The organism is Saccharopolyspora sp., assembly GCF_017434145.1.
Classification (GTDB): domain Bacteria; phylum Actinomycetota; class Actinomycetes; order Mycobacteriales; family Pseudonocardiaceae; genus Saccharopolyspora_C; species Saccharopolyspora_C galaxeae.
In genome coordinates this window covers 1-12,007 of the sequence record NZ_JAFRFW010000402.1, presented here as the reverse complement: position 1 = coordinate 12,007, position 12,007 = coordinate 1, and the positions used below count along the sequence as shown (strand labels likewise).

Annotated in this window: 10 protein-coding genes; 5 read left to right on the top strand and 5 right to left on the bottom strand. The window is 70.0% G+C overall.

Going from position 1 to position 12,007, the window contains the following annotated elements; translation table 11 throughout:
• From IJH84_RS10980 to IJH84_RS10960, 5 genes are all read left to right on the top strand, one after another.
• A partial coding sequence (locus IJH84_RS10980; protein ID WP_295143561.1) for an acyl-CoA dehydrogenase family protein occupies positions 1-305 on the top strand: 305 nt, incomplete at its 5' end.
• A 42-nt stretch (positions 306-347) separates the two neighbouring features.
• The gene (locus IJH84_RS10975; protein WP_295143558.1) at positions 348-1,412 is read left to right on the top strand and encodes an acyl-CoA dehydrogenase family protein; all 1,065 of its coding nucleotides are present in this window, start codon (positions 348-350) and stop codon (positions 1,410-1,412) included.
• A 17-nt stretch (positions 1,413-1,429) separates the two neighbouring features.
• Positions 1,430-2,305, top strand: a complete 876-nt coding sequence (locus IJH84_RS10970) for a crotonase/enoyl-CoA hydratase family protein (RefSeq protein ID WP_233627526.1) — start codon at positions 1,430-1,432, stop codon at positions 2,303-2,305.
• Positions 2,306-2,424: 119 nt separating this feature from the next.
• A complete protein-coding gene (locus IJH84_RS10965) occupies positions 2,425-4,074 on the top strand; it encodes a class I adenylate-forming enzyme family protein (RefSeq protein WP_295143555.1) in 1,650 nt (549 codons plus the stop codon).
• Positions 4,075-4,308: 234 nt separating this feature from the next.
• Entirely contained in the window at positions 4,309-5,184 is an 876-nt protein-coding gene (locus IJH84_RS10960; protein WP_295143552.1) for an MOSC N-terminal beta barrel domain-containing protein, read from the top strand.
• Positions 5,185-5,232: 48 nt separating this feature from the next.
• Here the strand turns inward: IJH84_RS10960 and IJH84_RS10955 are convergent, their stop codons facing one another.
• The 5 genes from IJH84_RS10955 to IJH84_RS10935 all read right to left on the bottom strand — a co-directional run bounded on the left by IJH84_RS10955 (position 5,233) and on the right by IJH84_RS10935 (position 11,551).
• On the bottom strand, positions 5,233-6,213 hold the full coding sequence (locus IJH84_RS10955; RefSeq protein WP_295143550.1) for an acyl-CoA dehydrogenase family protein: 981 nt from the start codon (positions 6,211-6,213) through the stop codon (positions 5,233-5,235).
• Complete coding sequence (locus IJH84_RS10950) at positions 6,210-7,304, bottom strand: acyl-CoA dehydrogenase family protein (RefSeq protein ID WP_295143548.1); 1,095 nt, start codon at positions 7,302-7,304, stop codon at positions 6,210-6,212. Before IJH84_RS10950 ends, IJH84_RS10955 begins: the two co-directional genes overlap by 4 nt.
• Positions 7,301-8,614, bottom strand: coding sequence for an MFS transporter (locus tag IJH84_RS10945; protein WP_295143546.1), 1,314 nt, complete (start codon positions 8,612-8,614; stop codon positions 7,301-7,303). The genes IJH84_RS10950 and IJH84_RS10945 overlap by 4 nt, the downstream gene beginning before the upstream one ends.
• A 61-nt stretch (positions 8,615-8,675) precedes the next feature.
• Positions 8,676-10,772 (bottom strand): acetate--CoA ligase family protein, encoded by a 2,097-nt coding sequence (locus tag IJH84_RS10940; RefSeq protein WP_295143543.1) that lies wholly within the window; start codon positions 10,770-10,772, stop codon positions 8,676-8,678.
• Positions 10,769-11,551 carry an enoyl-CoA hydratase gene (locus IJH84_RS10935; protein WP_200070670.1) on the bottom strand — a complete coding sequence of 261 codons (783 nt, stop codon included), beginning with the start codon at positions 11,549-11,551 and terminating at the stop codon, positions 10,769-10,771. The genes IJH84_RS10940 and IJH84_RS10935 overlap by 4 nt, the downstream gene beginning before the upstream one ends.
• Between the last annotated feature and the right edge of the window lie 456 nt (positions 11,552-12,007).

The window sequence follows — 12,007 nt, the reverse complement described above, 5'->3', positions numbered from 1 at the left end:
CACCGCCGGGTGCGCGCGGCTCGGTGGCCAAGCTCGCTGGCGCGACCCTGCTGTGGGATGCGCTGCACGCGGCCGGGGAGATCGCCGGAACCGACGCGGTGGCCTGGGATCCGGACGACGCGGCGGCCGAGGAGCTGAGCACCGCGATCAACTCGGTGCCCGCCTCCAGCATCGCGGGCGGCACCAACCAGGTGCAGCGCAACATCATCGGTGACCGGCTGCTCGGGTTGCCGAAGGAACCGCAGGTGGACAAGGACGTGCCGTTCCGCGAACTCCGCGTCGGAACCCAGCGCGAGACTTCCTGACCACATCGGACCACTTTCAACACACCGCCTAGGAGGGTGGCCGTGGAACTGACGCTCGACAGCCAGCAGCGCGACCTGCGGGACGGGGTCGGGAAGTTCCTCGCCGACCACGCCGGTTCCGCGCAGGTGCGTGCGGCGATGGAGACCGGTGCGGGATTCGACCGGGACCTGTGGCGGCGGATGGGGCGCGATCTGGGGGTGCTCGGCCTGGTCGTCGCCGACGAGCACGGCGGTGCGGGAGCCGGGCACGTGGAGCGGTCCATCGTGTCCGAAGAACTGGGCAGAACGCTGCTGCCGTCGCCGTTCCTGGCTTCGGCGGTGCTCGCGGTCGACGTGCTCGACGCGCTCGATGACCAGCAGGCGCAACGGGAATTGTTGCCGCAACTGGCTTCCGGCGAACTCATCGGAACCGTCGCGGAAGGTGCGCGGGCGGTATCCCGCGACGGCGGATGGGTGCTCGACGGGCGTCTGACCCCCGTGCTGTCCGGCGATGTGGCCGACATCGTGCTGGTGCGCGCCGATTCCGGCTGGTTCTTGGTCCGCACCGCGGATTCCGGAGTGCAGCGCACGACGTTGCGCACGCTCGATCCCACTCGGCGGATGGCGCGGCTGGACCTGCAGGGCGCTCCGGCCCGTGCGCTGTCCACGAAGGACTCTTCTGCGGTCAAGTCGCAGGTGGACGATCTGGCGGCGGTCGCGCTGGCGGCGGAACAGGTCGGCGGGATGCGCAGCGTGCTGGACATGACCGTGGAGTACGCGAAATCCCGGGTGCAATTCGGGCGGCTCATCGGCTCGTACCAGGCCGTCAAGCACGCCTGCGCGGACATGTACAGCGCGAAGGAGCAGGCGGTGTCCCTGGTCCGGTACGCGGCGTGGGCCGCTGACCACGACCCCGCTGAACTACCGATGGCCGCCGCGCTGGCACAGGTCTATTGCTCGCCCGCCGCTTTCGACGCGGCCGCCAACGGGGTCGTGCTGCACGGCGGGATCGGATATACGTGGGAGCACGACGCGCACCTGTTCTACAAGCGCGCCAAGACATCCGAGGTCCTGTTCGGATCGGACCGCGCCCGGCGGCTGCGGCTGGCCGACCTGATGGGGGCATGAGGCGGGAAGGAACTCCGTTGGAATACCAGCAGATCACGTACCAGGTGGACGAGCGGATCGCCACGATCACGCTCAACCGCCCGGACCGGCTCAACGCGTTCACGGATCGGATGCGCCGGGAACTGATCGACGCGTTCGACCGCACCGACGCCGACGACGACGTGCGGGTCGTGCTGCTCACGGGCGCGGGCCGCGGGTTCTGCGCGGGCGCCGACCTCAGCGAAGGCGCGGACACGTTCAACTACGAAACGGGGTCGCGCAAGGACATCCCGGACATCGACACGATCGACGGCGTTCCCCGCGACGGCGGCGGAACCTGCGCGCTCCGGTTCGCCGCCTCCAAGAAGCCGGTGATCGCCGCGGTCAACGGCGCCGCGGTCGGCGTCGGCTCGACGATGCTGCTGCCAACCGACATCCGCATCGCGGCCACCTCGGCGCGGTTCGGGTTCGTGTTCGCCCGCCGCGGTCTCGTTCCCGAAGCCGGTTCGACCTGGTTCCTGCCGCGGTTGGTCGGGATCTCGCAGGCGATGGAGTGGGTCTCCACCGGCCGGATCTTCGACGCGGCCGAGGCGAAGCAAGGCGGGCTCGTCTCGCGGGTCGTCGAGGACGCCGAATTGCTCAGCACCGCAAGGGGAATCGCGCAGGAGATCGTGGAGAACACCTCCGCCATCTCGGTCGCGGCGTCGCGGCAGATGTTGTGGAGCATGTTGGGCGCGGACAGCCCGATGGAGGCGCACAAACTGGACTCGCGCGCGATCTACGACCTCGGCAAGAGTCCGGACGCCGCCGAAGGTGTGGCTTCGTTCCTGGAGAAGCGACCGGCCCGGTTCCCCGGCAAAGTGAGCACCGACTACCCGTCGTTCATCCCGCCGTGGCCGGGAAGTCCGGAATGAGCGGTCCGGCGGGCGGAGGTTCGCGCGGCTGCGAGCCGTCGCCCCGCGGGGTGGTCAACCGGCCGGTGATGGGCGCAGACTGAGGCGCGCAGCGCGAACCTTGCGAGAGGAGCCGGGACGTGGCAGATCGGGACCGCCTGCTGGCCGAGTTCACCGCCCCTGACGGGGAGTTCGCGCTCGAAGACCGCGAGGTCCGCGGTGTCCCGATGCGGGTCTTCCGCACCGGCCCGCAGACGCTCCGGGACGTGCTGCTGGCTTCGCGGATGCACGGCGATGCGGAATTCACCGTGTACGGCGGGGATCGGCGCACGTTCGACGAGCACTTCCGCCTCGCCGCGGGGCTCGCGCACCGGCTGCTCGGAGAACTCGGCCTGGCTCCGGGAGATCGTGTCGCGGTGGCGATGCGCAACTATCCCGAGTGGGCGCCGATCTTCTGGGCCACCCAAGCCGCCGGGCTGATCGCGGTGCCGCTGAACGCCTGGTGGACCGAGCCGGAACTGCGCTACGGGCTGGAGGATTCGGGCGCCCGGGTCCTGTTCGCCGACGAGGAACGAGTCGCCGCGTTGGCCCCTGACTTCGGCGACCGCAGCGTCGTGCAGGTGCGCGGTGGTGCTCCGCCGGAGGGCGTGCGCACTTGGGAGTCACTGATCGCGGAGCTGGATCCGAGTGCGGAACTTCCGGATGTGGCGGTGCATCCGGACGACGACGCGACGATCCTCTACACCTCCGGCACGACCGGGAAACCGAAAGGAGCGGTCGGCAGCCACCGCAACCACTGCACCAACATCTGGAACATGGTCCTGGGCCGGCGGATCGGTGCCGCGCTGACCGGCGAGCAGGAGCAAGCGGCCCGACCCGGGGTGCTGCTGACGTTCCCGATCTTCCACATCGCCGGGCTTTCCGGGCTGTGCTTCGCGACGCGGGCGGGCGCGAAGACCGTCACGATGTACCGCTGGGACGCCGCGGAAGCCGCGCGCTTGGTGCGCGATGAGCAGCTGAACTCGATCGCCGGGGTTCCCACGGTGTTGCGCGACCTGGTGGATTCCGAACCCGGCGAATTGTCCACGTTGGACGGTGCGAGCATGGGTGGTGCGCCGATCCCGCCGGATCTGGTCGGGCGGGTGCACCGGACGCTCGCGGCGAACGTGGCTCCGGCCAACGGTTACGGCCTCACCGAAACCACCTCGGCGGTGGTGAGCAACTCCGGCGACGAGTACGTCGGGCACCCCGACAGCGTCGGTCGCCCGGTTCCGGGCTCGCAATTGCGCATCGTAGATCCCGCGACCGGCGATGATCTCGGTGCCGGTGAGGTCGGGGAATTGTGGTTCCGCGGCCCGCAGATCGTGCGCGGCTACTGGAACAACCCCGGCGCGACCGCGGAGGCGTTCGGCGACGGCTGGTTCCGCACCGGAGACCTGGGCCGGGTCGACGACGGCTGGGTTTACGTGGTGGACCGGATGAAGGACGTCGTGATCCGCGGCGGCGAGAACGTCTACTGCGCCGAAGTGGAAGCGGCGCTGTTCGAGCATCCGGACGTGGCCGACGCCGCCGTGCTCGGCCTGCCGGACGCCGCGCTCGGCGAACGGGTCGCCGCCGTGGTGCGGCTGCACGAGGGCGCGTCCGCCGACGCCGAGGACCTGCGCGCGCACGTGCGCGAACGCCTGGCATCGTTCAAGGTTCCGGACCACATCGTGTTCCGCACCGAGCTGCTTCCCCGCACCGCCACCGGCAAAGTGCTCAAACGCGACCTCCGCGAGGAACTCGGCTGAGACCGGTGCTTCGATCGCCACGGCACACCGCACGAAACGGGGCGCAATGGTTCGTCGACGGAGTCGCGCTCACCGGTGATCGGCCCGCAAACGTCCTGCAGCGCGTATGCTTTGCCCGGCACGATGACGTGTCGCCGGGTTGAGAAGCGCTGCAACGGATCATGTCCGCCACGCTCAACCGGGAACCGGACGAAAGCGAGATCAGGAAGGGCGCTTCACACGAAGGAGCCTCCTGTGCTTTCCGAATCCTCCACCGCGAGCCGGCACGAGCGCCATGACCCGGCGTTTCGGGTGGCGGCGCTGTACTGCTACCCGGTCAAGGGATGCGCCCCGGTCGTGCTGACCGAAGCCGTGCTGACCAGAGCAGGACTCCGCCAGGACCGCAGCTTCATGGTCACCGATGACCGAGGCCGTTGCCGCACGCAGCGCGCGCATCCGCAGCTGGCGCTGATCCAGCCGGAGATCAGCGCCGACGGCACCCGGCTCGTCCTGCACTTCCCGGAATCCGCCTCGATCGACATCGACGTCGACAGCACCGGCCCACGCGGGGATGTGAACCTGTTCGGCGCCTCGTACCGGGGCATCGACCAGGGCGACGAGGTGGCGCAGCGGCTGTCGGAGGCGCTGGGAACGGCGAGCAGATTGGTGCGTGTGCCACCCGAACACCATCGCATCACCGACGGGCACACCCCCGGCACATCCGGCTACGCCGACAGCTGCCCGATACACCTCCTGTCGGAGGCGTCCTTGCAAGGACTCAACCGCACACTGCGCGCCAAGGATTCCCCGGCGCTGCCGATGAGCCGTTTCCGCCCCAACATCGTCATCACCGGCGGGGACGGGCCGCACGCGGAGGACACGCTGCGCCGGATCCGGATCGGCCGGGCCGAGCTCGGATATGCCAAACCGGCGATCCGGTGCGTCGTCACCACAGTCGACCAGGCTCTCGGCGCCAAGTCCGGACCGGAGCCGCTTGCGACGCTGGCCACCTACCGGCGGGCCGCCTGCGGTGGTATCGCGTTCGGCACCAAGTTCGCCGTCACCAGCACCGGGACGCTCGCGATCGGTGACCCGGTGACGGTCGCAGCACGAGGCCCATCGGAGGTGTGATCCCGGCCGCTCGGTCGAAGGACCCCGCGAGCTGGGTTCGCAGGCGGCTCACACTCCGGCGGTCAGATCCGTCCACAGTGCATCTTCGCCGAGCGCGCGGGCTTCCCGCCCGAGCCAGATGGCCCAGCTGCGTTCGCTGCCGTGCTCGTCACGCCACGCCCACAGCTTCCGGGTCACGTGGTGCAATGAGTGCTCCTGCGTCACGCCCATCGCGCCGTGCAGCTGGTGGGCGTTGCGTGCGATGGAGGTCGCCGCGCGTGCGGCACGGATCTTGGCGGTGGCGGTACCGGCCAGCAACGTCTCGGCATCGTCGCGTTCGTGCGCCTCGCGGGCGCGGCCGAGCGCGGCTTCCGCCGAGACCAGATCCGTCCGCATCGTGGCGAGCGCGCTGGCCACCGATTTCACCGCGATCAACGGACGTCCGAACTGGTGGCGCTGCGTGACGTGCGTGCGGGTGATCTCGTGCGCCCCGCGTGCCGCGCCGACGATTCCGGCCGCGTTCAGCAGTGCGGCTCTGGCCAGCATTTCCGGCCGGGAAGGCGCCTGCGGCAATGCGACTCCACCGGACTCGGGAAGGACGACCGTGTCGCGCGGTTCACCGGCCAGGTTCGTGCTGCGTTCGATCCGGGACTCCGCCAGGTCGACGAGCAATGGTGCGCTTTGTTCCCGCCACACCACCAAGTGCTGCGCGTGCCGGGCCCACGGGACATCGTGCAGCGCGCCTTCGGCATCGGCGGACGCGGGCACGACCAGGCCCGCCGGGTCGTGCCCGCTGTCGACGAGTGCCCAGCGGGCGACTGCGGCCTCGGCCAGCGGAAGCGAAATACCGCTCTCGGCGACCGCGGAGATCAGCGTGAGCAGATCGTCCAGAGTTCCGCCCGCTCCGGCGGAATCCTCGTCGATGGAGACCAGGGGCCAGTCCAGTTCGACCACTGTGGACCAGAGCGCGGGAAGCGCTTCGTCGGCCGGTTCCGGGGAAGCGGACCCGAGAACGTCCGCGGCGACCTCGGCGATCAACGGGTTGTTCACTGCGCCTCCTGCTTGGCGAGAATGGACAGCAGAACCTCGGAGGAGCCACCGCGGATGCTGAAACCGGGCGCGGCCATGATCGCCTCACCGAGCGGGCTGTCCGGTGGCACCACGCCGGAACCCGTTGCCCTGCGGGCGAATTCCAGCACTTCGCGCTCGAAGTCGGTGCCGAGGTACTTCAACGTCGCTGCCGCGCGCATCGGCGCCTCGCCCGCGTCGAGCGCGCCGGCGATCTGTGCGCACAGGCTGCGCAGCGTGGCCAACCGCGACACCAGCTCGCCGAGTTCGGCGAGCAGTCCGTCATCCTGGTCCACGCCGCCGGAAAGCAGCTGCTCCAGCACCGGGTACGTCGACAACACCCGCTCCGGTCCGCCGCGTTCGTAGGCGAGCTGCTCGGTCACCTGCCGCCAGCCGTTGCCCTCGACGCCGATCACCCTGCGCGCGGGCACGAACACGTCATCGAAGACCACTTCGTTGAAGTGGTGCGAACCGGCCATGTCGACGATCGGCGTCACGCTCACCCCTTCGGCGGTCATGTCCACGACGAACTCGGTGAGCCCCTCGTGCTTCTTCTCGGTCTTGTCGGTGCGCGCCAGCAGGTAGGAGTGCGTGGCGTGATGCGCGTGGCTGGTCCAGATCTTCCTGCCGTTGACCCGGAAACCGCCGTCGGCGCGTTGCGCGGTGGTGCGCACCGCAGCCAGGTCCGAACCCGCCTCCGGCTCGCTCATGCCCAGGCACAGCACGTGCTCGCCGGAAGCGATCCCCGGCAGGATCTCGTCTTGGAGCTCTGCCGTTCCGTGCCGCAGGATCGACGGTCCGATCTGCCGATCGCCGATCCAGTGCGCGGCGACTGGCGCGCCCGCGCGCAGCAGTTCCTCGGTCACCACCAGCCGGTCCATATTGGACCGCTCGCCGCCGCCGACGCGTTCCGGCCAGGTCATGCCGATCCAGCCGTGCTCGGCCAATTCCTTGCTGAACGCGGGATCGTAGGAGCGCAGCCAGGCGTCCGGGCGCGGCCGGTAGCGCCCGTCGGCACGCCACCGGCGGCACACCTCGCGCACTTCGCGGCGCAGTTCGGCGAGCTCGGTCATGACACCGTTTCCTTTCCCGCACCGGGTTCGCGGCCCGCTTCGGCGACCGCGTCCCGCTCGGAGCGACTGAGGGCGACCGCGCGGGTCTCCGGCATGGCGAGGTAGACGATCAGCGAGAACAACGCGCAACCGGAGACGTAGAAGAAGAAGTAGTGCTCGTGCCCGGCATTGCGGAACGCCAGCGCGATGTATTCCGCGGTGCCGCCGAAGATCGCCTGCGCCAGCGAGTACGGCACGGCGACACCGACCGTGCGCACCGAAGTGGGGAACAACTCCGCTTTCACGCAGGCGTTGACCGACGAATACCCGCAGACGATGGTCAGCGCCAGCACCGCGAGCGCGAGCGCCGCACCGAACGAGGGCCAGCGCTGGATCGCGGTCATGATCGGGTAGGTGCCCAATGTCGTTCCCACGCCGAAGAACATGAGCACCGGGCGGCGTCCGATGCGGTCCGACAGCGCCCCACCAACTGGCAGCAGCACGGCGAACACGCACAGCGCCAGGAACATCACCGAGGTCGCGGTGCCCTTGCTCAAACCGGCCGAGTTCACCAGGTACTTCGTTAGATACGTGGTGTAGGTGTAGAAGGCGACGCTGCCGCCGATGGTCAGGGCGAACACCAGCAGCGCCGCGCGCCTGTTGCGCCAGACTTCGGCTAGCGTGCCGCGCCGTCCGGAGTCGTTCGCCGTTTCCTCCTGGTACGCCGCGGTTTCCGGCAGCCGGCGCCGCAGGTAGAACACCACCACCGCGGCGATGGCGCCGATGACGAAGGGAATCCGCCAACCCCAAGCGGAAAGCTGCTGCGGAGTCAGCAGGCTCTGCAGCACCATGAGCACGGCCAGCCCGAACAGTTGCCCCAACGTCACCGAGACGTACTGGAAGCTGGACCCGAGTCCGCGGTGCCCGCGCTGGGAAGCCTCGGTCAGGTAGGAAGCGCTGGCCGCGTACTCCCCGCCGACGCTGAGTCCCTGCATGATCCGGGCGACCAGCAGGATCGCCGCGCCGAGGTAGCCGGCCTGGTCGTGGGTCGGAGCCAGCGCGATCAACAGCGCGCTGACCGACATCATCGTGACCGACAGCGTGAGCCCGAACTTCCGGCCCCGCCGGTCGGCGACCCGGCCGAGCAGCCAGCCGCCCAGCGGCCGGGCGAGGAATCCGACCGCGAACACCGCCGCGGTGTTCATCAACTGCGCCGTGGGACTGCCTTCGGGGAAGAACCTTTCCGCGAAGTACAGCGCGAAGCTGGCGTAGACGAACCAGTCGTACCACTCCACGAGGTTGCCGATCGAACCGCCGATGACGGCCCGCACGTGCGATCCGCCCCGCTGTTGCGACCGCGCCGTCGATCCGGTGTGCACCGCGATTCTCCGCTCAGTCGCCGGGAACGCTGTTCAGCAGCAGGTCCGCCGCAGTCGCACCGCGGCCTTCCGGATGCACGATCAGCGGGTTCACCTCGAGCTCCACCAGCCGTTCGCCGAGCTGCGCGGCCAGCTGCGACAGCGCAGCGATGGCCTGCGCCGCACCGTCCACATCGGACCGTTGGCTGCCGCGGAATCCGTCCAGCAGCGGCCACCCGCGAAGGCGCCGCAGCATGTCGTGAGCTCCCTTGACGTCCACAGGGGCCAGTTCCGCGACCACATCCCCGTAGATCTCCGTGGTGACTCCGCCCATGCCCACCGTGAGCACCGGCGGGTATCCGTCCCTCGACCCCTGAACGCCCACGAGGAGTTCGACCCCGGCGGGAACGAGTTCCTGCACGAGCACGCCGCTGACCCGCGCGTCGGGAACGTTCTCCTTGACGGCGTCGAGGATTCGCTGCGCCGCGTGGTCCGCGCCGGTCGCCGATACACCGACGTGCACGCCGCCTGCGTCGCTCTTGTGCGGCACGTCCGGCGACTGGATCTTCAACACCAGCTCACCGCCCAGCTCGCGGGCGATGATCCCGGCTTCGGCCGGATCGGCCGCGAGTCGCCCGCGTGGCCGGGCCACGCCGATCGCGTCGAGCACGCCAGCCCCGGCCGACTCCGTGAGCTCACCGGCCGGAACGTCCGGCCACGACAGCTCGGCCACCTCCGCGGCCGGTGCGGGCCGCGCGACCAATCGGGACAGCAGCGTCAGCGCCGCACTCGTCGAAGGCAGCACCGGGATGCCCGCTCGCCGCAGCATCGCGGCCGGTTCCGCGATCTCGGCGTGCGAGTACTGCCAAGCCACCGCAGACGGTTTCGCCGTGGCGCGCGAGGCACGCAGCAGCGACTCGGCGATCTGCTCGGCGGTGCGTCCGCCGAGCGTGGTCAGCAGCACCAGCACCGCATCCACGCCGCCGTCTTCGGCCACCGCCTCGCAGACCTGCCCGAGCTGCCCGGCATCGTTGATGACCTGCGCGGTCACGTCGACCGGATTGACCAGGCTGCCGAACGGAGGGATCAGCGGTGCCAGCGCGTCCTGCGTGGCCGGGCCGAGCTCGGGAATGCCCAGCCCGCGCGGCTCGGCCTGATCCGCGGCCAAGCTGCCCGCGCCACCGGAACTGGTGACCACGCCCAGCCGCGCGCCCGCGGGCCGCGGCCCGCCGAGCGCGATCGCGGTGTCGATCAGTTCGTCCACATCGTCCACCAGCACCGCCCCGGACCGCTCGGTGACCAGGTCGAACGCCGCACCGGAGCGCACCAGTGCGCCGGTGTGCGAGGCGGCGGCGCGCCGACCGGTGTCCGACCGCCCGGATCGCAGCACCACGACGTGCTTGCCCAGTTCTGCGGCCCGCGCGGTCAGCCGGGACCACTGCGCACCGCGGGGAAGCTGCTCGAAATAGCAGGCCAGCACGCGGAGGTCGGGCTCTTCCAACAGCAGCGCGGCGGACTCCGCTGCGGTCAGATCGGCCTGGTTGCCGACGCTGACCCACGCCGTGAGCCCGACGCCCCGGTCGGCGGCCATGCCCAGCACGCTGCCGCCGAGCGCGCCGCTCTGTCCGATGTAGGCGATGCCGCCGGTTTCGCTCGGCGGTGCGGAACCGATTCCCGCGCCGGAGCTGAACGATGCGGTCACCGCCCCCGGCCGGTAGATGAAGCCTTGGCAGTTCGGCCCGAGCACGCGGATTCCGCTGCTGCGGGCCAGTTCGGTCAGCTGCGCCTGCAACGCCGCGCCCGCGTCGTCGACTTCGGCGAACCCCGACGAGAGCACCACAGCCAGGCTCGCGCCCGCCTGCGCGCACTGCGCCACCACGTCGAGCACCCGCTCGGCAGGCACCATGACCAGCACCAGGTCGATCGGTCCCGGCAACTGGTCCACGGACGGGTAGCAGGGCAGGCCGTGCAGTTCCCGGTACCGCGGGTTCACCGGGTGGACCGTGCCGGTGAACCCGTCGCGCACCAGGAAGTCCGTCAGCCGCGCGGCCATCGCGGAGCGTTCCGAGGCGCCGACCACCGCGACCGCGCGCGGCCGGAACAATGCGTCCACATCGGACACGGTGCTCACCGGCCCTGGAAGTTCGGCCTGCGCTTCTCGCGGAACGCCGCCAGCGCCTCCGCGGAGTCCTCGGTGGACTGCACGATCGCCTGGTGCGAGGAGATCAGGTCCAGCGAGGTCCGCAGGTCGGTGCGCGCCGACTGGTACACCGCGCGCTTGATCGCCCGGATCGCCACCGGTGGCCCTGCGGCCAGCTTGCGGGCGAATTCGTAGGTCTTCTCGGAGAGTTCGTCGTCGGGATGGCGGTAGCTGGCGATGCCGAGCTCGACCGCCGTGGCGGAGTCGATGAAGTCACCGGTCCACAGCAGCTCCAGCGCCTTGGCCGTACCGACCAGCCGTGGCAGGAAGTAGCAACCGCCGTCGCCGGGCACCAGCCCCACCCGCACGTAGCCCTCGGAGAACCGCGCGGACTCGCCGACCAGCCGGATGTCGCACATCAGCGCCATGTCCATGCCCGCGCCCACGGCCACGCCGTTGACCGCGGCGATCACCGGTTTGTCCATGTCCTCCAAGGCGAGCGCGACCTGGTGCACCCGGTCGGTGAGCACGGTCTTGTCCTGCAGCACGGACTTGTCCTCGCCGGTGAAGTCGTCCAGGTCGACCCCGGAGCAGAACGCGTCCCCGGCGCCGGTGACGACCAGGACGCGCACCTGCGGGTCGGCCTGCGCCCGGCGGATCGCCGCGGCCCACTCGTCGACCATGTCCAGGGTGAACGCGTTCTTCTTGGCCGGGCGGTTGAGCAGGATCGTGCCCACGCCTTCGGAGACTCGGTACTCCAGGTCCGCCATGCTGTGCGCCTCCCTGCCGCTGCGCCGCGTTGCGCACCCGGGAGTAAAGCACCTCACAGCGGGGGAAGTCCATGCAAAATTGAATGCAATCCAGCCTCGCTCGCCGCTGCCCGAACCGGAGCGCAGCACCCCGCCCGACACGCCCGACCGTCACCGCCCCCAGCGATCTCGGACAGGAGTGAACGGCCTGTTCGTCCCACTAGATTGGTCAAACGGTCCGTTCGCTCGAGAGTCGGGAAGCACGTGCGCGCGCCGCCAGCTCCGGGGACTCACGCCGGAGCGAACAGGTGGTCCCGCCAGACGGGACGAAAGGACCGCTGGTGGCGGAAGTCGGCTGTCAGGAGCGCGGCGCGGGGGACAAGGCCGGGCCCAGGTGGGTGCGGGTGGCCTCCCGATGGGCGTCCATCAGCTCGATGGCGCGTTCATTGTTGCCGCGGCGCAGCGCGGTGATCAGCT

What these genes read in the sequence shown, in the direction of transcription:
- IJH84_RS10950 (WP_295143548.1), bottom strand. Translation starts at nt 7,304, where the DNA reads ATGACCGAGCTCGCCGAACTGCGCCGCGAAGTGCGCGAGGTGTGCCGC.
- IJH84_RS10935 (WP_200070670.1), bottom strand. Translation starts at nt 11,551, where the DNA reads ATGGCGGACCTGGAGTACCGAGTCTCCGAAGGCGTGGGCACGATCCTG.